This is a genomic window from Bauldia litoralis, assembly GCF_900104485.1.
In the GTDB taxonomy this organism is placed as follows: Bacteria; Pseudomonadota; Alphaproteobacteria; order Rhizobiales; family Kaistiaceae; genus Bauldia; species Bauldia litoralis.
Genome location: NZ_FMXQ01000002.1, coordinates 375,391 through 401,266 on the forward strand (window position 1 = coordinate 375,391; position 25,876 = coordinate 401,266).

Consider the following 25,876-nt stretch of genomic DNA (forward strand, 5'->3'; position numbering starts at 1 on the left):
GTCGCGGATAACCGCCGAAACTTTCCTATTCATGCCGAGGCTGTAAGCAGACTTGCGACAGGAAATTGCCTGAACCATGCCCGATCGAAAGTTGACCCTCTCATCACAGGCGATTATGCGACACCGGTCAAGACCGTCCAATGCCGATTTTCCGGCAGTTTCGGCCCAAAACTTAATCCACATAAGTCGGACATTTCATCAATGGTCAAGTCAGACGACGGTCGCCCGGACCGCAAGCCATCCACCCGGTTGGTCCGGGTCGGGCGCGACGAGGCGCTGACCGGACCTTTCGTCAATCCTCCCGTCGTCCATGCATCGACGGTCCTGTTTCCCGACACGGACACCATGCTCTCCCGTCGGCAGCGCTACCTGTATGGACGCCGGGGCACGCCAACCAGCGAAGCCCTCGAAACCGCCATCAGCGACATCGAAGGGGCCTCCGGCACGGTTATCTGCCCCTCCGGCCTGAACGCTGTCTCAACCGCCCTGCTTAGCGCGCTTTCCGCCGGCGACGAGGTGCTGATCGTCGATTGTGTCTATGGCCCGGTCCGACACTTCGCCGATACGGTCCTGAAGCGAATGGGGATCGACACGGTCTATTTCGACCCCGCGATCGGCACCGGCATCGCCGACATCATCTCCGAGCGCACGGCCGCGGTCTATCTCGAAGCCCCGGGTTCGCTGACCTTCGAGATGCAGGACGTCCCGGCAATCGCTGGCATTGCCCACGATCGCGGTGCAACCGTCTTGTTCGACAATACCTGGGCGACGCCCTTTTTCTTCAAGCCGCTGGCAGCCGGCGTCGACCTGTCGATCCAGGCCGGCACCAAGTATCTCGGCGGCCATTCCGACGTGAATCTCGGGCTCGTCGCTGCCAACGAGCGCCATTGGCCGGCCCTCAAGGAAGCTCATGGCACCATGGGACTCTGCGCCGGCCCCGACGACATCTACCTCGGCCTGCGGGGATTGCGGACGATGGGCGTTCGCCTCGAACGCCAGATGCAGTCCGCACTGACCGTCGCCGGATGGCTGCAAGACCGGCCCGAGGTCGCCCGGGTTCTCCACCCGGCCCTGCCGGACGATCCCGGACACGCCTTGTGGAAACGCGACATGGGCGGCGCTTGCGGCCTGTTCAGCATCATTCTCGATGGCTGGAGCCTCGACGATACGAAGAGCCTGGTCGATGGCCTCGACCTCTTCGGCATCGGAGCGTCGTGGGGCGGGTTCGAAAGCCTCGCCATCCTCGCCGACCCCCGCAAGCAGCGCACGGCGGTGCCGTGGGCCGCTGAAGGTCCGCTGGTACGGCTGCATATCGGACTGGAAGACCCGGGCGACCTGATCGCCGACCTCAAGGCCGGCTTCGACCGCATCGCCGCCGCCTGAGCGGGCGGTCCCGCTCCTATCCCCGGCGAGCGCCCCTCAACGCCGCCCAGAGTTCCTCGACCATCGTCGCCGCGCCTTCCCTGCGGAACATCGTGCGGATCGCCACGGTCTTCGGCATCAGGGAGCCATCCGGCTGGCGCTGGAACGCAACGCCGCTGCGCCCGAGGGCGTAGGCGTAGAAGACGGTGAAGGCCGCGCCTACGAACACGCCGGCGACGACGTCGCTCGGGAAATGGGCGCCGACCGCCACCCGGCTGACGGCCATGAGCCCGGCGCAGACCCCGATCACGCCGACCACCACCGGCTGTCCCCTGAAGATGTAGGCGCAGGAGACGAAGAGAGCGGCGGCGGTCGTCGCATGCCCCGAGGGAAAGCTGACATGCTCATGGGCGAAGGAAATCGGCTCGAAGGTAAAGATGCCGTCCTTCTTGAAGCGCAGCGGACGGGAGCGTCCAAGCGTCCACTTGATCAGGTTGGTGACAATGCCGGCCGCGGCCATATTGAAGAAGAAGAAGCCGACAAGGTCCGCGACCTCGACCCAGGCCGCCGCCGCGGACCGGCCGATGCGGGTCCAGTCGGCGAAGAGCAACACCAGCCCGAAGATGCCGACCGGGACCAGATACCACCCGGACTTGCCGAACTGGGTGATGAACTGGAAGACGCCCTCGGTCAGCGGCGACAGGGCCTCGGACCAGCCCGGCGCCCCGGAATCGAGGCTGAACAGGGAAAGCGTGATCACGATCACCGCCAGCAAACCTCCCGCCAGCACCAGCCGCGTCCGCGGATAGGCATCGGGAAGGAGGGCCGGAATCCGACGCCGCTTCAGCCGGGCGTTGAGAATCGCGAGGTTTCGCCGAAGCCGCCCCCCGCCCTCGGACGCAGCACGGGCCTTTTGGTCTGTCTCGGTCATGCGTGCGCCGGTTCGGTCTGAATCCCCCATGCGTCCGACGCTAGCAGGATTTCGCGTCAGAGGCAGGACTGGAACCGTTCTTCCGTCACATCCCGACAATCAAAGTGATCCCGGCCTGGAACCGGGAGAAACCGCCGTTCCCGCCTAATCGCTTGTGTACGTCGACAGGGTCAGGCTCAGGTTGTAGGCGCTGATGAGCCTGATGAAATCGCGGCTGAAGGACTGCAAGAGCGCGTCTTCCTCGCCGTCATGGAACGCGATGTCGAGTTCCATCGATTCGACATCCCCGCGTGTCGCGACGGGAAGCAATTCGCCATGCGCGCGAAGCCATCCCGTCGCCATCGTCTCGATCTGCGAAATCGAGTTCCGGTCATCGACGTTGCCGAGGCCGTAGTGCAGGCAATTCGTCAGGCTTCCGTCGACATCGCGGTGGTCAATCCGATACGGGCGCGCGGTGATGAGGTCCCTGATCTCCCCGACGTCCAGGGCTTCGCCCGAAATCCGCAACTCAATATCCAAGCTGATGACCTTGTGTGTTGGCGGCGGAAATCGGTCCGGGACCGAAAAGGCAAAGCCATCGGTGGGATTGGCGACCCCGGCAGGGCTCGAACCTGCGACCCGCAGCTTAGAAGGCTGCTGCTCTATCCAGCTGAGCTACGGGGTCGTCTCCGGGCGCGCTTTCAGTGGGTCCAGGGTTGCGCCCGGTCGTAGCGAAAATTGTCGGCGTAGGACTGGAGCCGCAACGAACGCTCGTGGGTCTCGCTGACGCGATAGGGAATGCCGTTCCGCTCCGCATAGGCGACAGCTTCCTCGCGGGTGTCGAATTCGAGATGGATCTGCCGCCGCATGTCCGACGACGAGGTGTAGCCCATCAGCGGGTCGACCTTGAGCGGCACCTCCGGCTCGTAATCGAGAATCCACCGGTCCGTCTGTGCGGTGCCCGACTGCATGGCCGTCTTGGCCGGTCTGAAGATACGCGCGAGCATGGACTGCCTCTCCAGCGAGGATTGATCGAACCGCGATCCGGAAGCCGCTTCGCCGCTTCCCCCGGTTGCCCCTAGATAGGCCGAGCCGATCCGCCGGATCAAGCCCGCCCTTTTACCGCTGGCCGGTTTCCGCCGATCCGCGTCGCCTCGGCCTGGGCGGTCAGAGCCAGCTCGGTCGCCAGGAAGCAATGCGCCTGCCCCATCGCGGTTTCCGTGCGGTTCAGGACATCGTCGCGAAGTTGCTTGCCGTAGAGGACTTCGGTCGACGCGCAATCGATGTGGCGGACGCCCTCGCCATCGACCAGGAACAGGTGGTCGCTGCCGGGCCGGCCGGCGATGTCGATATATTTGCGGAGTTCGATCGTCCCCTCGGTGCCGAGGACGAAAAGCCGCCCGTCGCCCCAAACCGGCAGCCCGGCCTGGGTGAACCAGTCGACGCGGATGTAGCCGGTGGCCGAATCCGAGACGAGCACCATCTGGCCGAAGTCGTCGAAATCCGGCTTGTCGGGGTGGTCGAAATTGGCGATCTGGCTCGAGGCGACAGTCGCCTCGCTGGCCCCTGTGAAGAACAGGAACTGCTCGACCTGGTGCGAGCCGATATCGCAGAGAATGCCGCCGTAGCGCGCCTTCTGGTAGAACCAGTCCGGGCGGGGGTAATTGCCCTCACGGTGCGGCCCGAGGCCGACAGTCTGCATCACCTTGCCGATCGCCCCGGCCCTGACCAGTTCGCCGGCGGCGATCGTGGCGGGCTGGAGCAGGTGCTCGGAATAGCAGATCGACAGGATCCGCCCGGTCTCCGCCTGCACCGCGCGCAATTCGGCCAGCTGGTCGAGGCTGGTGGCGCCGGGCTTGTCGAGCATCACGTCCTTGCCATGGCGCATCGCCCGAACGGCCATCGGCGCCCGCTCGGCCAGGATCCCCGCCCCGATGATCAGCTTGATCTCCGGGTCCTCGAGGATTTCGCGCTCGTCGGTGACCCGCCTGGCCTCGGGAAACGCCTCGCTATAGGGCGCGGCCAGATCGTCCTCCGGCCCGTAGAACGCCTTGAGCCGGCAACCGGCCTCGATCATCACGCTGGTCTGCGCGTAGACGTGGCCATGGTTGATACCGATGGTGGCGAAATCGAATCCTGGCGATGCGGGCATGAGGCTTCCGTCGGCTGGGAATGGGGCAACACGGCACCGGCGGCGCCGGTCGCGGGAGAGCGCCGACGAAAGTAACTTGTCGGTTATTTAGTGGCAAGGCGCGGCGGAACCGTCCCCGCCTCGCGACGCCAGCCGTCTAGCCGGCGGCCTGCGCCCAGTAGTCGACCACCAGCGCCCGCTCGATCCATGCCGAGGCGAAGGCGACGAATTCCTTGTGCTTCGGGTGCGGCAGATAGGCGTCGCGCGCCGCTTCCGAGACGAAGGTCAGCACGAAGCAGTGTTCGTGGCCGCCGGACTTGCCTTCCGGGCTGTTATTCACCCCCCACTCGAACCCATCGACCCCGTCGACCTCGGTCGCCAGCACGCCGAAGCGCCGGGCGATCTCGTCGATCTCGGCCTCGGTGGTGCCGTCCTTGAAGCCGAACAGCACGATGTGGCGCAGCTTGGTCTGGTCCATGAGTCTTACTCCGATGAAGGGAAAGGAAGACGCCGAGGGTGACCGGGAAGGTCACGACGGTCGGGAAAGGCGGTGAATGCGCCTCGGCGGCGGGCGGCGGTAACGGAAAATGGTCGGGGCAGCAGGATTCGAACCTACGACCCCCTGCTCCCAAAGCAGGTGCTCTACCAGGCTGAGCTACGCCCCGAACACATCGTATGTGGCCGGTATGACGGTTCTGGTCAATCCCGCTGCGTCATCCACACTGGCCGCAGCAGGGTCAATTTCAGCGTCACTCGTCGCCGACCTAATCCGTTTCTTCCCCGCCTACGTTGGGCCAACAGCGCCCGGAATTACTCGAAGTTGCTGTTCCGTCGGCATTTGGTCCAAAAACGTACGTTGGTTTGTCATCAGTGCAAACATACCGCCCCACAAACGCTTCAACCGGTAGTCGCCATGCTGATGAAAGCTCGGATATTTGGTCACGCTCCAAGTCAATGAAACACGTAGCCAACCGAAATGGCGGATCGTGCGGCGGCAGTATCGTGTCGGCATTGCCGATTGCTCCTTCCAGACCTTTCTCGGAGAGTATTGCGTTCCTCAGATTCGCTTCGTAAAGGTTGGTCCGCGATATTGTGGCCCCAGTGAGGTTTGCGCCAGAAAGGTCCGCGCCGCGTAAGTTAGTTCCCACAAGAACAGCTCCCTTCAGACTCGCGCGATCGAGCCGCGCGCGCACCATGTATGCGTAATCCAATCTGCTCTTTTCCAGCCTTGCGCAGGACAACGTAGTTCGTGTGAGTGCCGCGCCTTTCAGCTTCGCCCGGCTTAATAGTGCGCCCTCCATCTCAGCGGCGAAGAGGCGCGCGCCGCTGAGATCGGCTCTTCTCAGGTTTACCGCAGGTAAGAAACCATACCTCATGTCCGCTGACCGAAGGTCAGTTCGTTCAAGCTGTGGTCGGGCGAGGGAGAGCAGGAAATGGTTTCGCTGTTCCACGAATTGCTCCTTGGCATTCGCAAACCGCAGGCTAGGCTCGTCCGCAAGAGCTTTATCGAGATCCATGCGGCTCAGATTGGCGTGATCAGCTAGGAATTCCAGTTCAGCCTGCCTCCTTGGCAACCAATCATCGGGACGTTCGACCAATTCAACTTGGTAAAGGTCTGCTTGCCAGAGAAGCGAAGGGCCAACGGTAAATCCGCGAGTAAATGCGAACGATGTAAAAAAAGCCAATACCGCTAATAAAGCGAATGACCAAATAATCGGAACGCCACTACGCTTCAACTGCAATGTCGACCCGCTTCTAAGCGCCCGCAGGACAGACGCATAAGTGATCCACCCAAACAATAGCGCAAAAACTAGTAATCCAGCTATAAATATTGTCAATCCAAGATTATGATGCGACCATGATCGAATCCAGAACAAAAAAAGAACTGCGGGCGCAGCCCACCATGCGAGAAATAATGCCAAAATTGGGTAGACAAACCCAAACTCAGATGGAATTGCATCAGTTTTTCTTGAAATTAAGGCTTCTGATATTAGGCCGGGCTGTATAGCCATACTTAATGGAGTCGTTTTTTCTGTCCCATCCATGCGTATTTCTGAGGGTAGGGACGCAATTCCACTCGTAAGTTTGACGACATAGAATAAAAAATATAAGTACCCACTTGCCAGAAGAATCGGCATTACGATGAAGAATGCGACTGTTGGCACAGAAATTCCGAGCAACGGCAATTCGGTTCTAACCACTTTAGCAAAAAAGTCGCTATCCCTCACTCCGCCAATGGTAATGAGGGAGAATGCAATCAGCGCAAGCGAAGTGAGCCAAGCGACCTGCGTGTTCTTTGCTATCTCGTCGACATATTTCACTCGGTCTTTCATCATCGTTTACCTCATGAACGAAATTCGCAGGGCTGAGACCCTCTATATTAGCAGAGAACGACAACGACCATCAATGGTTGTGTCAGCTCAGGCTAGTGCTTGGCGGGCGCGGCACTGACGTTATCTGCGATCGCTTGACACCCTGCACAACAAGCAGGCGACCGATCAAATAGACGCCAATCCTCTGAGAACGCGCCTTCCATCTCTTGCGCCAACCCGCTGGCATCGATCTTGCGAACCTCGTTATCCGTGCAGTGCGTCTAGGGTTCCGGTCGCTTTGGCGATGCCTGGTCCGAGAGACGCACCCGAAGCCCCAATAACGACGGGGCTTCGGGACACGGCGGGCCAAAATCCCGGGAGGTCGCTGCACGGGTTTGCTGAGCGCAACCCGTCCTCCCGCGTGCTCGGCAAATCTTCGCGAAACAAGCCGGCCGATCCGTCGGCGGAACACGAAGGAGCCGAGAATGACCCTGAAGACGTTGTCGAAATCCGCGCTTGTCGCGCTGGGACTGTCCGCCGCCTGCCTCGCGCCGATCAGCGCCCAGGCCGAGAAGAAGACCGATTTCAAGGTGTGCTGGTCGATCTATGTCGGCTGGATGCCCTGGGGCTACATCCAGGAGTCCGGGATCATGGATCTCCACGCCAAGAAATACGGCATCACCGTCGAGATCGTTCAGATCAACGACTATGTCGAGTCGATCAACCAGTACACGGCCGGCGAATATGACGGCTGCTCGATGACCAATATGGACGCCCTGTCGATCCCCTCGGCCGGCGGCATCGACACCACCGCGCTGATCATCGGCGACTTCTCCAACGGCAACGACGGCATCGTCCTCAAGGGCAAGGATGCGCTGGCCGACATCAAGGGCCAGAGCGTCAACCTCGTCGAGCTGTCAGTCTCGCATTACCTGCTCGCCCGCGCCCTCGACACGGTCGACCTGAAGGAAGCCGACCTGACCGTCGTCAACACCTCGGACGCCGACATGGTCGCCGCCTACACGACGCCGGACGTCACATCGGTAGTCACCTGGAACCCGCTGCTCTCGGAAATCGAGGCGTTCCCGGATTCCCACAAGGTCTTCGATTCAAGCGAGATCCCCGGCGAGATCATCGACATCATGATGGTCAACACCGAGACGCTCGCCGACAATCCCGAATTCGGCAAGGCGCTGGTCGCCGCCTGGTATGACGCGATGACCCTGATGGCCAAGGAAACCGGCGACGAGGCACCCGCCCGTTCCGCCATGGCCGAGGCGTCCGGCACCGACCTTGCCGGCTACAACGCGCAGCTCGCCACCACCCAGATGTTCTACGACCCGGCCGACGCGGTCGCCTTCGCCAAGGACGAGAAGCTGATCGACACGATGAAGTTCGTCGCCCAGTTCCTCTTCGACCACGGCATCCTCGGCGACGGCGCCGACAGCCCGGACGCCGTCGGCATGGCCTTCCCCGGCGGCAAGACCCTGGGCGACACCGACAACATCAAGCTGCGCTTTGACCCGACCTACATGCAGATGGCGGTCGACGGCGCGCTTTGAGCCCAGGCAACAAAAGGACGGGACGGCCGCCGACTTGCGCGGCGGTCGACCCGACACCCTGATGGCAGTCACTCACGGCAAACTGACCCGCTCGACCCGGCTGTCGCTTGGCGCAATTCCGTTCGTCCTGCTGATCGCCGCCTATGCGGTCGGCAGTCACCTTCGCCGGCTCGAAAACCCGGCCGACAAGCTGCTGCCGCCCTTCGGCAAGATGGCCGACGCCTTCTGGGAGATGGCGACGGTGCCGGACAAGCGCTCCGGCGACCTGTTGCTGTGGTCGGACACCGCGCTCAGTCTCGGCCGTCTCGGCGTCGGCATCGCCGTCGCCGCGCTGATCGCCGTGTCGCTCGGCGTACTGATCGGCTTCGTCCCCCGCGTGCGGGCGTCGCTGGCGCCCTTCGTCGCCGCGATCTCGCTGATCCCGCCAATCACCATCCTGCCGATCCTCTTCATCATCTTCGGCCTCGGCGAATTGTCCAAGGTCATGCTGATCGTGCTCGGCACCGCGCCGATCATGACCCGCTCGCTCGCCCAGGCGGTGATCGACATTCCGCGCGAACAGATCATCAAGGCCGAGACCCTCGGCGCAGGCCCGTGGCAACTGGTGCAGCGAGTCGTGCTGCCGCAGATCTGGCCGAAGCTGGTGACCGCCATGCGGCTCGGCCTCGTGCCTGCCTGGATCTTCCTGATCTCGGCCGAGGCGATCGCCTCGACCGGCGGCCTCGGCTACCGGATCTTCCTCGTCCGGCGCTACCTCGCCATGGACATCATCATCCCTTACGTCCTGTGGATCACCCTGCTCGCCTATACGCTTGACCGCCTGCTCCACGCCTTCTCCCGCCGCGCCTTCCGCTGGGCTCATCTCGAGGGAGACAGCCTGTGAGCTTCGTCGCGGTCCGGGACGTCGCGGTCAGTTACGACGAGACGCCGATCCTCGAGCGGATCAACCTCGACATTGACGAAGGCGCCTTCGTCACCGTCGTCGGCGCTTCGGGTTGCGGCAAGTCGACCTTCCTCCGCCTCCTCCTCAGCCAGGAATCCGCAACCCGCGGCACCATCACGCTGGCCGGCGAACCAATCCCCGACCGGCCGACCCCGGACCGCGGCATCGTCTTCCAGCGCTACTCGGTCTTCCCCCACCTGACCGTGACCGAGAACCTCATCCTGCCGCTCGAACTCGCGCGCTCCCGACACTTCGGTCGGCTCTTTGGCGCGAGACGGAAGGCGTTGTGCACGGAAGTCGACGACATCCTCGTCCGGATCGGCCTCGCGCATGCCAGCGACCGCTACCCCGCCCAGTTGTCGGGCGGCATGCAGCAACGGCTGGCCATCGCCCAGGCGCTGCTGATGAAGCCCAAGCTTCTCCTCCTCGACGAGCCCTTCGGCGCCCTCGATCCCGGCATCCGCCGCGACATGCACGAGTTGCTGCTGGCGTTGTGGGAGGAGATCGGGATGACCGTGCTGATGGTCACGCATGACATCGCCGAGGCCTTCAAGCTCGGCACCCGGCTGATCGTCTTCGACAAGGTGCGGCACGATCCCGACGCGCCGACCGCCTATGGCGCGACCATCACCTACGACCTGCCGCTCCGCCGTCCCTCGGCACAGCGCACCGACATCGCGACGGCCTCCGTCGAAGCCGCAGACGCGCTCGACCAGACCATCTCGCTTCTCACCAACGAAAACAGAAAGGGAGCCCCCCAATGATCTTCGGCAAAGAGCGCCAGAAGGCCCGCCGCTACGCTGGCGCCGTCCCCTCTCCCGACCGCAGCCGCCGGCATCATCCCGACTTCAATGCCAAGGAGACGCGGGGATGGAAGGCGGTCGAAGCCGAGGGTCGCCTGTCGGTCGACGGCTGGCGGCGCGAGGAAAAGTGGGCGCTCGACATGGGCCTGCCCGGCGCCGATGTGCTCACCGACAAGTCGATCCCGACATTCGCCCGAGGCGAGCTGCCGCATTTCGCCGGCATCAACACCTTCCTCAAGGCGCCCTATGTCGAAAACGTCCGCGATGTCGGCAAGTATGACGCCGCAGTGCTCGGCATCCCCTTCGATTCCGGCACCACCTACCGGCCCGGCACCCGTTTCGGGCCGCAGGGCATTCGCCGCATCTCGGCGCTCTACACGCCCTACAATTACGAGCTCGGCGTCGACCTCCGCGAGCAGATGACGCTTTGCGACGCCGGCGACGTCTTCACGATTCCCGCCAATCTCGAAAAGAGCTTCGACCAGATCACCCGCGGCGTCAGCCATGTGTTCTCGTCCGGCGCGCTGCCGATCATGCTCGGCGGCGACCACTCGATCGGCTTCCCCTGCGTCCGCGGCATCGCCGATTGCACATCGAAGCGCATCGGCATCATCCATTTCGACCGCCACATCGACATCCAGGAGAAGGATCTCGACGAGCGGATGCACACGACGCCCTGGTACTGGGCAACCAACATGCCGAATGTCTCGGCGACCAACCTGGTCCAGCTCGGCATCGGCGGCTGGCAGGTGCCGCGCCCCGGCGTCCAGGTCGCCCGCGAGCGCAACACCAATGTCCTGACCATCGACGACATCGAGGAAATGGGGCTGGAGAAGACCGCGGAGGTCGCCCTCGAACTCGCCTGGAAGGACGCCGATGCCGTCTACATCTCCTTCGACGTCGACTCGATCGATTGCGGCTTCGTACCCGGAACCGGATGGCCGGAGCCCGGCGGCTTCCTGCCCCGCGAGGCGCTGAAGATCCTCGGGCTGGTCTGCGCGGAAGGCATCTGCGGGCTCGAGGTGGTCGAGGTCTCGCCGCCCTATGACACCTCGGACATCACCGCCCTGTTCGGCGCCCGGGTCGTCGTCGAGGCGCTGGGCTCGCTCGTCGCCCACGGCAAGATGGGCTCCCACAAGCACCTGATCGACAAGCCGGTGAGTTTCTGACCATGGCCCATGACGGACACCACCACGGTCCCCACGACCACCACCATCATCATCATCACGCCCATGCCCCGATCGGGCACAACGGCGCTACTGCCACGACGCAATGGCAAACCCCGCACCTGCCTGAGGGCGAGGCCCGGCCCGAGGCGGCGCCCTCGGAGCCCGATCTCGATCTTGTCGAGACCGCGTTTCTCGAAGCCTTTCCGCGCGCGCCGGATCCGACGAGCTTTCTCAGGCTCGCGGGAGTTCCGTTCATCGGACGGACGACGGATGGCAGGACCCTGAACCTGTTGCGGGTCGAGGCCAGCCAGACCACCGATGTCGGCAGCGTCACGCCTCATCTCGGCGGAGAGGGTTTCAACTATACCCCTCTCCCCGCCGCGATCACGTCGCGTCGCGATGCGCTGGCCTTCGTGTACCAGTCGGACGACCAGACAGTCCGCCTCGCGCTCAGCGAAGCGAAGGCCCTGACCAACGTCACGCCGTCCCGCTAGAATTCGAGCCGGAACCGATCACGCCGCGGTCCGGTTCTTCCGCCGACCGTCTCCGTCGACGACGACACGATCCCGGCCGTGGAGCTTTGCGTCATAGAGGGCTGCGTCGGCTGCCTCGACCATCTCGCCGGGATCGCTGAAGCCCTGGGCCGAGGCGATTCCGACACTGACCGTTACCGTGACATCCGTGCCGTCCAGTTGGATCGGGCAAGCCGCGATCGCCTTGCGAATCCGCTCCGCCGTTTCTCTCCCCTCCTCGCTGTTCGTACCCGGAAGAATCGCGGAGAATTCCTCGCCACCCGATCGAAACAGCTTGTCGCTAAGCCGCAACTGGCCGGTCATCGTATGCGCGATCGCCCGCAGCACGGCGTCCCCGGCTGAATGGCCATAGGTATCGTTGATCTCTTTGAAATGGTCGATATCGATCGCCAGCAGCGAAACCTGTTCCCGGAACCGCTCGACGCGCGCCCACGCTTCCGACAACGACTCATCGAACGCGCGACGGTTCGCCAGTCCCGTCAGGCTGTCCCGGCGGGCCAGTTCGGCGAGGACTTCCTCCGACTCGTTGATCCGGCCGATCATATGGTTGAACTCTTCCGCGACCCGATGGAGTTCGGGCGGAATCTGGACATCGATGCGGTGTCCGCGATCGCCGTCCGCAAACCGCACCGCGCCATCGACAAGCCGATCGACACTCGCGACCATGATGCGGCCGATCAGGAACACACCGCCGACAATCGCCAACAGCGAAAAGATCCCGGCGACGCTGGTGGTCCAGATCGCCCTTTCGTAGAAGAGAACCGCGACGTCATGGTCGGCCTGGACCTCTCCGTCGAGATGGTTGTGGACGGCCGCCAGCTTGTCGGTCGCAGCCGCGATTTCGCCATGGAACCGCTGCATCGCGGCGATTGCCGCCGGGTCGCCTCGTCGCTGCTGGACCGAGATCAGCTCGGTCGCCTGACGATCGGCCGTGGTCCATTCGTCGCGCGCCCGCTGCACGAGGGCATATGCCGCCGGTTCATCCTTTACCGCTTCACCGAGCGCCCCGAACTCTGTTTCGATCCTGGTCCGGGCCTCCCGGTAGGCCCGCTGATGAACCGGATCGCCGTCCTCAATGAACTCGTCCACCGGCACCAGCGAGTTGGCGATGTCCAGCCGCAACCGTTGCGTCGGCGCGATCTGGGTGCGCTCGCGCATCAGGACGTCCTGAAAGGAGTCGATCACGCCGTGATTGAGGACAAAGTAGCTCACAACCGCAGAAACAATCAGTGGCAGGATCGCAATGGACATGCTCAACGCGATCCAGAAACGCAGAGATCTGGTCTTTAGAAGAGCTTCCACAGGTGCACGCCCTCGCATTCAATGATCATGTCGGACCATTTGGGGCGTCAGTGCTGCAAAAAACGTTAAGTCAAAGTCTCGAATGTGCCTTGCCACGGACCTCGGTCTCTCTCCGTCCGCAGGGCAGGCCATCCGGTCCGGGACTGACCGGAGTGCCGCCTAGGGCGTCTTGAGCCTGTCGACCAACGCCTGCGCCTCGTCGACCAGACCGGGATAGAAGTCCTGGTCGTCGACCCGTTCGCCATAGCAGGTGTGAAAAGCCGCCTCGCCTTCCGCATAGATTCGGCCGATTTCATCAAAGCGGCTGTCGTCGTCCGCGCCCGCGTCCTGGTCGCTCTCGGACAGAGCCATCGCCTGCGCCTCGTAGTCCTGCCAGACCGCATCGCAATCCGCGATCGCTGTGACCGGCGATGTCACCGGCGCGCTGGCAAGCGTGAAACGGCCATTGGCAAGCACCACCACGATGATCTCGTCCGGCACGCCGATCGCCACATCCTGGCTGCGCAGATCGAGCATCGCATAGGCGAAATCGGCGCCGGCCGGCGGCTTAACGGGGATCTCCGCGAACCGGGCAACGGCCGCGTCGGCGCTGATCGCCTGGGTGTAGAAGGCGCCCGTCTCCAGCGCGTCGCGCAGATCGCCCGGCATGGCCGGCGTGCCCCACCAGTCGCGATGCTCGGCGAGCCAGGCGTCGACAATTCCTTTGGTGGTCACCAGCGCGCCCGCGCTGCCGTCGTCCATTCCAAAGGTCAGTCCGTCCAGCAGGCCGAAGCCGAGGTCGCCGTCGAACAGCGCTTCGAGGCTGACCGCCCCCTCCGACGAGAAGCCGTCAAGCGTCACCGGACCGATGAGATCGCGCAACTGCGCTTCGAGTTCGTCCAGCGCCTCCTGATGCGCGGCCATGACCTCGTCGCCGAAATTGCCGGCCGCCGCCTCGGCGGTGAAGCGGGCGACGAAGGCGTCGCGTGACGCGAGGTAATCCTGTTCCTGGGCTGGCGACCCGGCGGCAATCGACACCAGGGCCAGCAAGGCGATCGCAAAGACTTTCATGAGGTGGAATCCCGATGAGGAAGGCGGCAATCTACACCGGCGCATGGCGCCCGGATACGACGATCCGCATCGCTTCGACGATCGCCGGTGTCGCACCTGGCGCCGCCGTTGTCTTGCCATCGACCGTCGCTATACTCCGCCGCCAACGTCAGGAGTATCCCGTACCGTCATGGCAAAGAGCGGACGCGCGAAGACCAGCGGGCAGAAGACGCCGCCCGAAAAACCCAGGGCGGCAACCGGTTCGCGAGCCGCCATCCTGATCGCCCTTGCCGGCGCGGTGGTCGTCGCGGCCGTCCTCGGGGTTCTGCTGTGGCCTCAGCCCCGGACGGAGCTGGTCGCCGAGACCGGATCGGAACCGGGGCTGATCGCCCGGATCGAGTCCCTCTACAACGACATCTACGTCTACAAGCGGACCAATGGCCAATACGTCCTGTCGTTCGGCGCGGAACGCCTGCGCTACACCGAATCGGTGGTCAATCCCGACGACGAACTCGATCTGCCGGTCTATTACACCCAGTCGATGACGGTCGGTCTCGCCTACGCGCCGGCGCTCGAGAATGCCGCGATCATCGGCCTCGGCGGCGGCCGCACCGCCTGGTACCACCACAAGAGCGTCCCGGACCTGCACTTCACCGCCGTCGAGCTCGACCCGCAGGTGGCGCAGGTCGCCGACCAGTTCTTCGGCGTGAAGGCCGAGGAGAATTTCGACCTCGAGATCCTCGACGGCCGGGTCTGGCTGACCAAGTCGGACGAGACCTATGACCTGATCATGGTCGACGCCTATCGCGGTCCCTTCGTCCCCTTCCACCTCCTCACCACCGAGTTCTACGAGGAGGTCGCCAGCCACCTGAAGCCCGGCGGCATCGCCATCCAGAATGTCGAGCCGTCGACCATGCTCTTCGACAGCGCCGTCGCCACCATCGGCGCCGCTTTCGACAATCTCGACTTCTACGAGGGCCGCGGCAACATCGTCATCGTCGCCTATGACGGCCCGAAGCGCGACCCGGCCGAACTCCGGCGGATTGCCGCCGAGCGCCAGGCCGAGTACGGCTTCCGATACGATCTCACGCAGATTCTGGAACGCGGCTACGAGCCGGAATTCGACGCCGACGCCGAACCGCTGACCGATGACTTCGCCCCGGTGGAGTATCTGAAGGCGATCGACCGGCACAATCAGAAACAGAGTTGACCGGCGCCCCATCATGACCCTCGCACCTGCGCTTCCCCTCCACCGCCGACTCGCGGTCGGCCCCGGCGCCGCCCTCCTGGTGGTGATCGATGTCATCACCCTCGGCTTCGTCACGCTCGGCTTCGAGATGGTGGCGAGCCGCATCCTGACGCCGCTCTTCGGCAGCGGCATCTACACCTGGGCGACGATCATCTCGATCGTCGTCGGCGGATTGATGGCCGGTTATTTCCTCGGCGGCTTCGTCGCCGATCGCTTCCCGGGCTTCGGCCTCGCCGCGGTGATCAAGTTCCTCGCCTCGGCCTATCTGTTCTTCATCTACTGGTTGACCCAGGGCGGACTGGAATCGCTGATCGGCGAGATCGACGGCGAGTTCACCGCGCTCTTTGTCTCGGGCTTCGTCGTCTGTTTCCCGCCGCTGGTCGTCCTCGGCATGTACTCGCCGCTGTCGGTGCGCCTCTTGCTGCGCGACCCGAAGGATGCCGGCCGGATTTCCGGCGGGCTGTTCGCGATTTCCTCCTTTGGAAACATCATGGGGATCATCGTGACGACCTTCATCCTGATCCCCTCGGTCGGCACCCGGGCGATCACCGCCGGCTTCGCCACCTTCTTGCTGGCGACGGCCTTCGCCTCGCTCTCGACCCGCGCCATCTACGGCAAGTCGGAGTGAATCGACACGCGAAAGCAGCGCACTAGAGCGCTGTTTCAATTGGAAAATTCCGGAAATTCGGTCTAGTGGGACGACAGGCCGCTGGCGCCGGTATCGGGAAGCACTTCCGCCGCCATCAGTCCCTTCGCGCCATTGCCATAGCGCACCAGAACGGTCTGTCCCGGCCGCAATTCGGCCAGCCCGTATTGGCGCAGCGTCTCCATGTGGACGAAGATATCCTCGGTCCCCTCGCCGCGGGTCAGGAAGCCGTAGCCGCGGGTTCGGTTGAACCACTTCACCGTCGCGCGCTCGAGACCGCTGGTCGGCGTCACCGTCGTATGGGTGCGGGCCTCGACCGTCTGCGGCGGATGCACCGCGGTCGAATCGTCCATGCTGAGAATGTGAAACGCCTGGAGGCCCTTCTCGCGCATCACCGCTTCGCAGACCACCCGCGCGCCTTCATGCGCCGTCTGGAAACCGCCCTGGCGGAGACAGGTGACATGCAGCAGGACATCGGCCGAACCGTCGTCCGGAATGATGAAGCCGTAGCCCTTCGAAGCGTCAAACCATTTGATGATGCCGGAGACCTCGACGAGATCGACGGGCGCTTCTTCGCCTGTCGTCACGCCGACTGGAAGTCCGGGTGAGACCTTCGCCCCCATGTTGACGCCGTGCCCCTAAACGATGCCGCATTGTCCGGCGCAGCCTTCGCCGAATCTCGTAAGAGCATAACACCCGCAAGAAGAGAGGCCAGCCCAAAATGGGACTGCGCCTGCGCCTGTGTACTCTTTGCAACGATCGGGCAGCAGCAGTGGGGGTGGGTCCGGCCCGATTTGCCTTTGCCGCGGGCGACCTTATGCTCGCCGCCGCAAATCGCCAGGCATCAGGAGGAGCTCCGATGAAATATCTTCACACCATGGTCCGCGTCCGTGATCTCGACGCGTCGCTGAAATTCTATCGCGACCTCCTCGGTCTCAAGGAGACCCGTCGGATCGATAACGACAAGGGTCGCTTCACGCTGGTCTTCCTCGCCCCCGAGGGCCAGGAGGAAGCGCCGGTCGAACTGACCTACAACTGGGATCCGGAGGAATATACCGGCGGCCGGAACTTCGGCCACCTCGCCTACGAGGTCGACGACATCTATGCCTTCTGCCAGAAGGTCATGGACGCCGGCGTCACGATCAACCGCCCCCCGCGCGACGGCCACATGGCGTTCATCCGCTCCCCCGACAACATCTCGCTGGAGATCCTCCAGAAGGGCCAGCGCCTTGAGCCCAAGGAGCCCTGGGCGACGATGCCGAATACCGGTGAGTGGTAGCCTGGGACCTCTCATCCCGTTCCATTGGTCCGCCGGCCCGAGAGGCGCCGGCGGGCACGTTTGATACCCGCTGAACGGCCGCATTTCCCCGTCGGTCGGTGACGAAATTCACCGGTCCGACAAGAAGCCGTCGCGAGGCACTTGTTTCGGAGCCGGGATCACCCTTATAAGGCAGCGCGCTGCGCCCTTCGTCTAGCGGTCCAGGACGCCGCCCTTTCACGGCGGAAACACGGGTTCGATTCCCGTAGGGCGTACCACTATCCCCAGACTTTCGACCTTTCGGCTTGATCGCAGCTGTCCCGCATCGGTACTTTCGCCCGATGGACAATCGGCATCCGCCATTCCCGAACTCGCCGTTGTGGTGCTCGCGCTCGGCGCACCGCCCGAGACGATTCGCGCGATCCGGTCCCTGCTGCGCCAGCAGCCTCCCGTCGAAATCGCCGTGGTGAATTCCGGCGGCGGCGACATGGCGGCACTGCTCAGCGCCAACCAGCTGGATCTGCCGGTGGTCGAACGCGCCGAGCGGGTCTATGTCGGCGCCGCCCGCAACCTCGGTATCGCCGCAACCCGGGCGCGCTATGTCGCCTTTCTCGCCAGCGACTGCGAGGCATCGCCGAACTGGGCGCGCAACCGCCTCGAGACCCATCGTCGCGGATACGCCGCGGTCGGCAGTTCGGTCGTCAACAGCCGCCGGCGCAATCCCTTCGCCTGGGCATCGCACCTGACCCTGTGGCCCTGGCGGCATCCCGGCCTGAAGAAACGTGGCCTGCCCTTCGGCGCCTCCTATGACCGCCGGCTGTTCGAGACCTATGGCACCTTCCGCGAAGACCTCAGGGTCGCAGAGGACACCGAATTCAACGCCCGCCTGCCCGAGGACAAGAAACCGGTGTGGCAGCCGAAGGTCAGAACCGTCCACGCCAACCCGACCAACCCGGTGGCGCTCGTCCGGGACCATTTCGCCCGCGGCACCCGCGCGGCGCGTTCCACCGTCGAACTGCATGGCCTGCGGATGGACTGCGGTCCGAAGGCATGGTGGCGGAAGTCGTCGTTGTCGACCCGCATGGCGCGCCACACCCACCCGCGCGACCAAGTCTATGTCAGGCTGGCAAAGCCGATCATCCCGGTCGCGACGGCGGCTTACTGCCTCGGCGCCGCCTTGTGGTTGATGCGGCAGCCGGCCGCGACCCGCGCCCTGCCCCGGGCCGGTGGCTCGACACCTGCGCCGGTGACGCCGGTCGCCCCCAAGGCGATGGCGGCGGCGAGCGCCATCGCGCTGCAGGCGCGGCCGGAAGACTCCGCGTCGGCTGAACAGACGCCGTAGAATGATCGTCCGCGAGCATTTCACCCGGAGCTGGCTCCCGGGACGATGGCGCAGCCGACCGCGGATCCTGGCTCTCTTCTCGTTCCGCTACGACGCCCATCTGGTGCCGGACCTGATCGAGAATCTCCGCCCGCTGGTCGACGGCTATGTTGCCTGGGACGACCGCGCCGCGACCGACACCTTCAGTTCCGAACCGCGTCGCCGGCGTAAGCTGATCCGGGCCGCGCGCAACATGCGGGCGCGCTGGGTGATGTTCATCGATCCCGACGAACGGATCGAAAGCGCTGCCGCCGACATCCTCCCGGACATGACGCGTGACGACAAGCCGATGGTGATCGGCTTCCACTTCCGGGAGCTCTACACACCGGATTCCTACCGGGTCGACGGTCTTTGGGGGAAGAAGGTCCGCTACAATCTGTTTCCGCTGCTCGACGGCCAGAAGTTCCGGAAGGAAGCCCTCCATGCCCCGGCCTATCCGATCGGCTATCGCCGCCGGATGACCGACCTCAACCTCTATCACCTGAAGATGATCGCGCCGCAGCGCCGTGCCGCGCGGCGCGACCTCTACAAGCTGCTCGACCCTGAAAAGGCGTATCAGGACATCGGCTACGACTACCTGGCCGATGACGCCGGGGCTGAATTCGCGACGATCCCGCCGGAGCGCGGCTACCTGCCCGCGCATCGCGACGACGACGGATTGTGGATGGGCGACATTCCGGCGACGCCGGCAACAGAACCGCAGTCCTCCCGCGACCGCGCCCGATAAAGCCCGGACGGGCTAGGCGCCCCGCGCCTCGCTTGCGACCGCATCGGCCACCGGCGGCAGCGACGCCCCGGGCATCCGGTCGAGCAGCGACTTCAGCCGGGCGGAAGAATCCATCAGCACCGCCCTGTCCGGATGCGCCCGCGCCGCGATCAGCGCCTGGGCCAGCCGGATGTCGCGGCCGATCGAGCCGACCGTGCCAAGTCCGGTCGCGCCGACGATGCGGCCGTCGGGCCGAAGGTGGAAGAGGATCATCGCGCCATCGTCGCGGCGTCGCGCAACGGTCGACGAGCCGAGATGCGGCAGGCCGACGATCTGCAGCGACAGGTCGTATTGATCCGACCAGAAGAACGGCACGGTATCGCACACGGCGTCTCCCCCCGTCAGGACGCTGGCGATCACCCGGGCGTGGTCCTCGGCATTCTGGAAAGCCTCGACCCGGACGGTGCGCTCGAACAGGGGATGCCAGTAGGTCGCCACGTCGCCACAGGCGAAGATCGCCGGATCGGAGGTCCGAAGGCTGGCGTCGGTGCGAATGCCGACGTCGATGTCCAGCCCGGCGGCCGCCGCCAGTTCGACATTCGCGGCGACACCGACGCCGACGACCGCCATGTCGCAGGCCAGCGTCTCGCCGGTGGAAAGCCGCGCCACCCTTGCCTGCCCGTCCTCGCCCGGCTCGAACGCCTCGACCATCGCCCCCATCCTCAGCGTCACCCCCTCGACGCGGTGCCGCCCGGCCAGCAGTCCGGCGATCTGGCTCGGCACGACGCGCGCGAGCAGCCGGTCGGACGCCTCGACCATCGTGATGTCGAGATGCCTGAGCCGCGCCGAGGCCGCGATCTCAAGGCCGATGAAGCCGCCCCCGACGATCATCAGCCGCTTGCCCTTGCCAAAGCTCCGGGCGATCGCCTCGGCCTGGTCGAAACTTCGCAGGGAATGGATATTGGCGCTGTCAGACCCCGGCGTGGTTAACCGGCGAACCCGCGACCCGGTGGCCAGCACCAGCCGGTCGTAGGCGACGGTCTCGCCATCGTCGAGCGCGACGGTCCGGGCCTCACGGTCGATCGCCATCGCCGTCACCCCGATCCGCAGGTCGACATCCTTCCAGGCGGGATCGGCCTTCGGCCAGATCAGGCAATCCTCCAGCGTCGCGGTGCCGAGCAGGACGCCCTTGGACAACGGTGGCCGTTCATAGGGCGGATGCGGCTCCTGGCAGATCAGCGTCACGGCGAAGCGCCCGTCGGCCGCGCACAGCGCCTGGGCAAGCCTGCCACCGGCCTGGCCGCCTCCGACAATGACAATCCGTTCCCGACGTCGCGCCATGGTCTCCGGTCTCGCGCCACTGCGATCAGCCGAAGGTACAGGCGAGTACAGCCCGACCGCAATCGCGGCGACCCGGCGGAGGGAGTGCTCATGATGGTATTCCATCAAATGGTGCGGACGATCGCTGCCGGATCGGCTATGGATGACCCGGAGGAGGATCGGGGTGAGCGACGAGACCAGAGACGATACCGGGGAGCCGAAGGGCCAGCGACCCGGCCCGGCCCGGCCGGGCCTCTCCGATGTCGCGGCCCGTGCCGGCGTCGGCATCGCCACGGTCGACCGCGTCCTCAACGAGCGCGGCAACGTCTCCCCGGCCACCGCCCGCAAGGTGATCGAAGCGGCTCGCGACCTCGGACTGCCGCGGATCCTGCCAAGGCCCTACCGGCGCGGCGTGCGGATCGGCGTCGTCATGGCCCGGCGCGAGACGCCCTTCGCCGAGCGAGTCAGTGCCGCCTTCCTCCGCGTCGGCGCCACCCTCGACCGCTCGGTCATCATCCAGCGCAGCTTCGTCGACGAGACCCGCCCGCGCGAGGTCGCCGAGCACCTCGCCTCGACCAAGGCCGACGCGCTGATCATCTACGGCCAGGAGCAACTGGCGATCATCGACGCCGTCAGGGCGCTGACCGCCCGCGGCATCCCGGTGGTGACGATGATCTCCGATATCCCCACCTCGCCGCGCCTCGCCTATGTCGGCATCGACCACTACAGCGCGGGCCGCACCGCCGCCTTCTTCATGGCGCGGATGGCCCGCCGGTCGGGCCCGGTGCTGGTGCTCTGCCACAGCTACGACTACCGCGCCCATGCCGAGCGGGTCAGCGGCTTCACCGACGGGTTGCGCGACCACGCCCCGGAGATGACCATCCTCGACGTGATCGAGGGCCACGACCGCCAGGACGAATCCGAAGCGTTGGTGCTGGATCGCATCGGCGGCGCACCGGAAGAAATCGTCGGCATCTACAACACCGGCGGCGCCAACCGCGCCGTGGACAAGGCCATCGGCCAAGTCGCCTGGCAGCAACGGCCGGTCTTCATCGGCCACGAATTGTCGATCCACACTGCCCGCATGCTGTCGACCGGCGTCATGACGCTGGCCATCGACCAGAACCCGGAAGAGCAGGCGCGCCGGGCGGTCGACGTGCTGCTCCGCCGCTTCGGCCACAGCGATACGCCGCCGGAGGCGAATGACGTCGCCTTCACGATCTTCGGGCCGGAGAATATCCCGCCGGCCGAAGAGAGCACGGAGACCGGCCTTTTCCTGCCAGGCAAGCCCGGCGAAGGGTCCACTTCGGTCCCGTGATCGGAAACCATCACCGGAATTGGCGTTCCGGACGCCCGCCGCGGTGCTAGCCGATTGACAGCGGCGGATCAGCGCCCACTATCTAGGCACAATCAAAATCGTACCGTTGGCGGGTCTCCGGGAGGGATCACGATGACCGACTATATCTACAGCGCCGAACCGCCCAAGAGGGACTACAGCCTCGTTGGCCCTGAAACCCTGCGCGCCGAGGAGCGCGGGCTCGCGACGGCCGAGTGGTATCACACGGCGATTCCGCGCAAGCGGATGAAGGAGCTGATGCAGCGCTCCGATGGCCCGGCCACCCGCGACATCGCCATCTGGGCCGCGGTCTTCTTCGCCAGCGCCATCGGCGGCTTCCTGACCTGGGGCACCTGGTGGTGCGTCCCCTTCTTCATCGTCTACGGCGTGCTCTACGGCTCGTCGAGCGACGCGCGCTGGCATGAATTCGGCCACCGCACGGCGTTCCGGACCCAGTGGAAGAACGACATCCTCTACCAGATCGCCTCCTTCATGGTCCTGCGCGAGCCGGAAGTCTGGCGCTGGAGCCATACCCGGCACCACACCGACACGATCATCGTCGGCCGCGATCCGGAAATCGCCGCGCCGCGCCCGCCAAACCTTCGGGAACTCGCCCTCGCCTTCCTCGGCCTGCCGCAGGCGAAGGTCTATTTCAAGAAGGTCTTCCTGCATGCCTCCGGCCGCCTCAGCGACGAGGAGAAGACCTTCATCCCCGAGTCCGAGTGGGACAAGGTCTACCGCACGGCCCGCATCCACCTGGCCATCTACGCGGCGGTCATCCTGCTGTCGCTGGCGACCTGGAGCATCCTGCCGCTGATGTATGTCGGCCTGCCGTCATTCTACGGCGCGTGGTGGTACCTGACGACGGGACTGACCCAGCATGCCGGTCTGTCGGAGGACGTCCTCGACCATCGGCTGAACTGCCGCACCGTCTACATGAACCCGGTGGCGCGGTTCCTCTATCTCAACATGAACTACCACGTCGAACACCACATGTTCCCGATGGTCCCCTACTACAATCTCCCGGCGCTGCACGAGGAGATGAAGGACGACACCCCGACGCCCTATAGCGGCTTCTGGGAGGCGTATAAGGAGATCATTCCGACGCTGATCCGCCAGGTGAAGGAGCCGGGCTATTACGTGAAGCGGGAATTGCCGCCGACCGCCAAGCCGTTCGTTCCGGCTGGCGCTTCGACCGCCGGCGTCGCCGCCGAATAGCGCGCGGTCCGGACCGCCAGGGCGGTCCGGACTCAACCCGGGAAACGGTCTAGTCGGTGAAGAACACCTGCTCCATCCGCGCCCACCACTCGCCTTCCTTGCGGGTCGGCAGCGGCTCCTGCATCGGTCCGCAGATCTCCCACCAGCGCTGGGTGTCTTCCGAGGCGTCCATCTTCTTCATATCCGCGGCAAAGTCGGTGCCATGATATTCCCAGTAGGCGAAGAGGAGGTTTTCGGGCTCCTTCAGGAAGATCGAGTAGTTGCGGATATTGCAGTCGGCGATCGTCTGCAGGACCGCGGGCCAGACATCCCGGTGCAGCCGCTTGTATTCGTCAATGGTGTCCGGCTTCAACGTCAGCACCTGACCCATGCGTTCCATCGTGTGATTCCTCCTTCGTTGCTCGCGAATGCGCGTTTCGAGGCCACCGGCAATAGACGAAGCGCGGCGACAAATGAAGGGCGATCCGATGACCGATGAACGCGCCATGGTCATCGTCGGCGCCGGCCACGCCGGCGGCCGCGCCGCCCACGCCTTGCGCGAGGCGGGATGGGCCGGACCGATCATCATGCTCGGCACCGACACCCATGCCCCGCACGAGCGCCCGCCGCTCTCCAAGGAGATGCTGATCGGCACGAAGGCGGCGGCCGATTGCGCCCTCTTCGACGCGGATTTCTATCGCGCCAACGCCATCGACCTTCGACTGGACACGACGGCCGAGTCGATCGACCGGGAGAACCGCATCCTCACCCTCGGCGATGGTTCGCAGGTCGCCTACCAGCGCCTGCTGCTGGCCACCGGCGCCGAGCCGCGTCGTCTGCCGGTTCCCGGCGCGACGCTCGACGGCGTCCACTATCTCCGCGAAATCGACGATTCCCTTGCCCTTGCTGCGGGCCTGAAACCCGGCGCCCATATCGTCATCATCGGCGGCGGCTTCATCGGGCTCGAGGTGGCGGCGAACGCGCTGGCCCTCGGCTGCGAGGTCACGGTCGTCGAGACCGGCGAGCGGCTGCTGATGCGCGCGGTGCCGCCACAGATCGAGGCGCGGATGCGCGACCGCCATGGCGAGGCCGGCGTCACGCTGCGCCTCGGCCGCCAGGCCGCCGAGATCCTCGGCGACGACCGCGTCACCGGCGTTCGTCTCGACGACGGGTCGGAGATTGCCTGCGACCTCGTCCTGGTCAGCATCGGCGCGATCCCGCGCATCGGCCTGGCCGAAGCGGCCGGCCTGGCCGTCGACAACGGCATCGTCGCCGGCCCCACCCTCCAGACCTCCGACCCGAACATCTTCGCCGCCGGCGATGTCTGCGCCTTCGATCACCCGCTGTACGGCGCCCGGATCCGACTTGAGAGCTGGAAGAACGCCGAGGAACAGGGTCCGATCGCCGCCAGGAACATGCTGGGCGGCAGCGAGGAATGCGCCACCGCGCCGTGGATGTGGTCCGATCAGTACGACATGACCATCCAGATCGCCGGCCTGCCGGATCGCGGCGTGAACGCCGTCGAGCGCCCCCTCGACGACGGCGCCGTCGTCGTCTTCCATCTCGCCGACGACGGCCGCCTCGTCGGCGCCAGCGGCTACGGCGCCAGCGGCACCATCGGCCGTGTCATCCGCATCGGCCAGATGATGATCGAGCGCGGCCTCTATCCCGACCCCGCCGCGCTTGCCGACCCGGCCGTCAACCTGAAGGCCTTGATGAGACAGCAAGCGGCCTGAGCCGCCTTCACCAAAAAGACGACCAATCCCGGGAGAATTCGCCGCGATGGCAACGGCAGCAGCCAAAGCCGACCGAGGCCATCGCCGCCCCAATCAAGGAGCATAACCCGTGCAGAAAATCCTGATCTTCCAGTCGCTCTGGGCGATGGAACGCCGCCACACCGACGGCATGGAACGCAGCGTCGAAGAGAATATCGAGATGATCGCCGGCGCCGGTTTCGACGGGATCAGCACCGACTGGCGCAACCGCGACAATGTCCGGCGCATCTCCGCCCTGCTCAAGCAGCATGGCATGACCGCCGAGGGCCAATGCTTCCCGGCCACCGTCGACGACCTCAAGCCGGTGCTGGAGATCGCGACCGAGTCCGGCCTCCACCATCTCGACATCCAGCCGAACGTCCGGCCGCGCCGCCTGCAGGAGTGCATTCCGCTGATCGAAGGCTGGCGGCGGCTCGCCGAGGAGGTCGATTTCCCGGTCTATATCGAGACCCATCGCGACCGGATGACCACCGACCTCTTCTTCGTCCTCGACCTTCTCGACTGCTTCCCCGACCTCAAGCTCCTCGGCGATATCTCGCATTTCCTCGTCGGCCGCGAATTCGAATGGCCGATCGACGAGGTCAATCACGGCTACATCCACCGCATCCTCGACAATTCGTGGTCCTTCCACGGCCGCGTCGCCAGCCGCGAACAGGTCCAGATCGAGATATCCTTCCCCCATCACAAGATGTGGCTCGACCTCTTCCTCGACTGGTGGGAATACGGTTTCCGCAGCTGGAAGCGCCGCGCCGGCCCGGACGACACCCTGGCCTTCACCTGCGAACTCGGCCCCAAGCCCTATGCGATCACCGGCCCCGACGGCAACGACACGACCGACCGCTGGGCCGAGGCCCTGATGATGAAGGATCTCGTGAGGAAGCGGTGGGATTCGCTTTCCACCTGAGATAGTCTGCGGCGCGGTTGATCAAAAACCATCACTGACGGCGCTCGG

The 25,876-nt window shown here is 64.8% G+C and carries 26 protein-coding genes, 3 tRNA genes and 1 riboswitch; of the genes, 16 read left to right on the forward strand and 13 right to left on the reverse strand.

Annotation, left to right across the window (positions count from 1 at the left end; genetic code table 11):
* The first annotated feature begins 201 nt into the window (after positions 1-201).
* Entirely contained in the window at positions 202-1,383 is a 1,182-nt protein-coding gene (gene metC, locus BLT60_RS05660; RefSeq protein WP_090875370.1) for a cystathionine beta-lyase, read from the forward strand.
* Positions 1,384-1,399: 16 nt separating this feature from the next.
* Here the strand turns inward: metC and BLT60_RS05665 are convergent, their stop codons facing one another.
* The 8 genes from BLT60_RS05665 to BLT60_RS05700 form a co-directional block, all read right to left on the reverse strand.
* Positions 1,400-2,293: a phosphatase PAP2 family protein gene (locus BLT60_RS05665; protein WP_139167759.1), complete on the reverse strand. Its 894-nt coding sequence runs from the start codon at positions 2,291-2,293 to the stop codon at positions 1,400-1,402.
* Positions 2,294-2,437: 144 nt separating this feature from the next.
* Positions 2,438-2,812 carry a hypothetical protein gene (locus BLT60_RS05670; protein ID WP_139167760.1) on the reverse strand — a complete coding sequence of 125 codons (375 nt, stop codon included), beginning with the start codon at positions 2,810-2,812 and terminating at the stop codon, positions 2,438-2,440.
* Between the two features lie 68 nt (positions 2,813-2,880).
* Positions 2,881-2,957: transfer RNA gene (locus BLT60_RS05675), tRNA-Arg, on the reverse strand.
* A gap of 16 nt (positions 2,958-2,973) precedes the next feature.
* The gene (locus BLT60_RS05680; protein ID WP_090875376.1) at positions 2,974-3,279 is read right to left on the reverse strand and encodes an ETC complex I subunit; all 306 of its coding nucleotides are present in this window, start codon (positions 3,277-3,279) and stop codon (positions 2,974-2,976) included.
* Positions 3,280-3,377: 98 nt separating this feature from the next.
* Positions 3,378-4,424, reverse strand: a complete 1,047-nt coding sequence (locus BLT60_RS05685) for a Gfo/Idh/MocA family protein (RefSeq protein WP_090875377.1) — start codon at positions 4,422-4,424, stop codon at positions 3,378-3,380.
* 136 nt (positions 4,425-4,560) lie between these two features.
* Positions 4,561-4,881 (reverse strand): Dabb family protein, encoded by a 321-nt coding sequence (locus BLT60_RS05690; protein WP_090875379.1) that lies wholly within the window; start codon positions 4,879-4,881, stop codon positions 4,561-4,563.
* A 110-nt stretch (positions 4,882-4,991) separates the two neighbouring features.
* A tRNA-Pro gene (locus BLT60_RS05695) sits at positions 4,992-5,068 on the reverse strand.
* A 99-nt stretch (positions 5,069-5,167) separates the two neighbouring features.
* Positions 5,168-6,724 (reverse strand): pentapeptide repeat-containing protein, encoded by a 1,557-nt coding sequence (locus tag BLT60_RS05700; protein WP_175478303.1) that lies wholly within the window; start codon positions 6,722-6,724, stop codon positions 5,168-5,170.
* Positions 6,725-6,985: 261 nt separating this feature from the next.
* Positions 6,986-7,098, forward strand: a riboswitch (guanidine-I (ykkC/yxkD leader).
* A 108-nt stretch (positions 7,099-7,206) separates the two neighbouring features.
* Here BLT60_RS05700 and BLT60_RS05705 point away from each other — a divergent pair.
* The 5 genes from BLT60_RS05705 (at position 7,207) to BLT60_RS05725 (ending at position 11,686) form a co-directional block, all read left to right on the forward strand.
* The gene (locus BLT60_RS05705) at positions 7,207-8,277 is read left to right on the forward strand and encodes a putative urea ABC transporter substrate-binding protein (protein ID WP_425284974.1); all 1,071 of its coding nucleotides are present in this window, start codon (positions 7,207-7,209) and stop codon (positions 8,275-8,277) included.
* Between the two features lie 61 nt (positions 8,278-8,338).
* Positions 8,339-9,160: an ABC transporter permease gene (locus BLT60_RS05710; protein ID WP_090875753.1), complete on the forward strand. Its 822-nt coding sequence runs from the start codon at positions 8,339-8,341 to the stop codon at positions 9,158-9,160.
* Positions 9,157-9,984, forward strand: a complete 828-nt coding sequence (locus BLT60_RS05715) for an ATP-binding cassette domain-containing protein (protein WP_090875385.1) — start codon at positions 9,157-9,159, stop codon at positions 9,982-9,984. Before BLT60_RS05710 ends, BLT60_RS05715 begins: the two co-directional genes overlap by 4 nt.
* A complete protein-coding gene (locus BLT60_RS05720) occupies positions 9,981-11,192 on the forward strand; it encodes an agmatinase family protein (RefSeq protein ID WP_090875387.1) in 1,212 nt (403 codons plus the stop codon). The genes BLT60_RS05715 and BLT60_RS05720 overlap by 4 nt, the downstream gene beginning before the upstream one ends.
* 2 nt (positions 11,193-11,194) lie before the next feature.
* Positions 11,195-11,686, forward strand: a complete 492-nt coding sequence (locus tag BLT60_RS05725; protein WP_090875389.1) for a hypothetical protein — start codon at positions 11,195-11,197, stop codon at positions 11,684-11,686.
* Positions 11,687-11,704: 18 nt separating this feature from the next.
* Here the strand turns inward: BLT60_RS05725 and BLT60_RS05730 are convergent, their stop codons facing one another.
* Both BLT60_RS05730 and BLT60_RS05735 read right to left on the reverse strand, forming a co-directional pair.
* Positions 11,705-12,976: a diguanylate cyclase gene (locus BLT60_RS05730; RefSeq protein ID WP_175478304.1), complete on the reverse strand. Its 1,272-nt coding sequence runs from the start codon at positions 12,974-12,976 to the stop codon at positions 11,705-11,707.
* A gap of 210 nt (positions 12,977-13,186) precedes the next feature.
* A complete protein-coding gene (locus BLT60_RS05735; RefSeq protein WP_090875391.1) occupies positions 13,187-14,077 on the reverse strand; it encodes a hypothetical protein in 891 nt (296 codons plus the stop codon).
* 169 nt (positions 14,078-14,246) lie between these two features.
* Here BLT60_RS05735 and BLT60_RS05740 point away from each other — a divergent pair, with 169 nt between their 5' ends.
* Together BLT60_RS05740 and BLT60_RS05745 are read left to right on the forward strand one after the other, a co-directional pair.
* A complete protein-coding gene (locus BLT60_RS05740) occupies positions 14,247-15,266 on the forward strand; it encodes a spermidine synthase (RefSeq protein WP_090875393.1) in 1,020 nt (339 codons plus the stop codon).
* A gap of 13 nt (positions 15,267-15,279) precedes the next feature.
* Positions 15,280-15,933, forward strand: coding sequence for a fused MFS/spermidine synthase (locus BLT60_RS05745; RefSeq protein WP_090875395.1), 654 nt, complete (start codon positions 15,280-15,282; stop codon positions 15,931-15,933).
* A 62-nt stretch (positions 15,934-15,995) separates the two neighbouring features.
* Here the strand turns inward: BLT60_RS05745 and BLT60_RS05750 are convergent, their stop codons facing one another.
* A complete protein-coding gene (locus BLT60_RS05750) occupies positions 15,996-16,574 on the reverse strand; it encodes a cold-shock protein (RefSeq protein ID WP_090875397.1) in 579 nt (192 codons plus the stop codon).
* Positions 16,575-16,810: 236 nt separating this feature from the next.
* Between BLT60_RS05750 and BLT60_RS05755 the strand changes: the two genes are divergently transcribed.
* From BLT60_RS05755 to BLT60_RS05770, 4 genes are all read left to right on the forward strand, one after another.
* Positions 16,811-17,230, forward strand: coding sequence for a VOC family protein (locus BLT60_RS05755; protein ID WP_090875399.1), 420 nt, complete (start codon positions 16,811-16,813; stop codon positions 17,228-17,230).
* Between the two features lie 181 nt (positions 17,231-17,411).
* Positions 17,412-17,487, forward strand: a tRNA-Glu gene (locus BLT60_RS05760).
* Positions 17,488-17,588: 101 nt separating this feature from the next.
* Positions 17,589-18,551: a glycosyltransferase gene (locus BLT60_RS05765; protein WP_175478305.1), complete on the forward strand. Its 963-nt coding sequence runs from the start codon at positions 17,589-17,591 to the stop codon at positions 18,549-18,551.
* Between the two features lies 1 nt (position 18,552).
* On the forward strand, positions 18,553-19,317 hold the full coding sequence (locus tag BLT60_RS05770; protein ID WP_090875402.1) for a hypothetical protein: 765 nt from the start codon (positions 18,553-18,555) through the stop codon (positions 19,315-19,317).
* A gap of 12 nt (positions 19,318-19,329) precedes the next feature.
* Here the strand turns inward: BLT60_RS05770 and BLT60_RS05775 are convergent, their stop codons facing one another.
* On the reverse strand, positions 19,330-20,637 hold the full coding sequence (locus tag BLT60_RS05775) for an NAD(P)/FAD-dependent oxidoreductase (protein WP_090875404.1): 1,308 nt from the start codon (positions 20,635-20,637) through the stop codon (positions 19,330-19,332).
* Between the two features lie 163 nt (positions 20,638-20,800).
* On the opposite strand from BLT60_RS05775, the gene BLT60_RS05780 reads away from it, so the two are divergent.
* The gene (locus BLT60_RS05780; RefSeq protein ID WP_244521158.1) at positions 20,801-21,934 is read left to right on the forward strand and encodes a LacI family DNA-binding transcriptional regulator; all 1,134 of its coding nucleotides are present in this window, start codon (positions 20,801-20,803) and stop codon (positions 21,932-21,934) included.
* Between the two features lie 132 nt (positions 21,935-22,066).
* Positions 22,067-23,170 (forward strand): fatty acid desaturase family protein, encoded by a 1,104-nt coding sequence (locus BLT60_RS05785; protein ID WP_090875408.1) that lies wholly within the window; start codon positions 22,067-22,069, stop codon positions 23,168-23,170.
* A 49-nt stretch (positions 23,171-23,219) separates the two neighbouring features.
* Here the strand turns inward: BLT60_RS05785 and BLT60_RS05790 are convergent, their stop codons facing one another.
* Positions 23,220-23,549 carry an L-rhamnose mutarotase gene (locus tag BLT60_RS05790; protein ID WP_090875410.1) on the reverse strand — a complete coding sequence of 110 codons (330 nt, stop codon included), beginning with the start codon at positions 23,547-23,549 and terminating at the stop codon, positions 23,220-23,222.
* 88 nt (positions 23,550-23,637) lie between these two features.
* Between BLT60_RS05790 and BLT60_RS05795 the strand changes: the two genes are divergently transcribed.
* Together BLT60_RS05795 and BLT60_RS05800 are read left to right on the forward strand one after the other, a co-directional pair.
* Positions 23,638-24,885: an NAD(P)/FAD-dependent oxidoreductase gene (locus BLT60_RS05795; protein WP_090875754.1), complete on the forward strand. Its 1,248-nt coding sequence runs from the start codon at positions 23,638-23,640 to the stop codon at positions 24,883-24,885.
* Positions 24,886-24,994: 109 nt separating this feature from the next.
* The gene (locus BLT60_RS05800; RefSeq protein WP_090875411.1) at positions 24,995-25,828 is read left to right on the forward strand and encodes a sugar phosphate isomerase/epimerase family protein; all 834 of its coding nucleotides are present in this window, start codon (positions 24,995-24,997) and stop codon (positions 25,826-25,828) included.
* Positions 25,829-25,876: the final 48 nt, after the last annotated feature.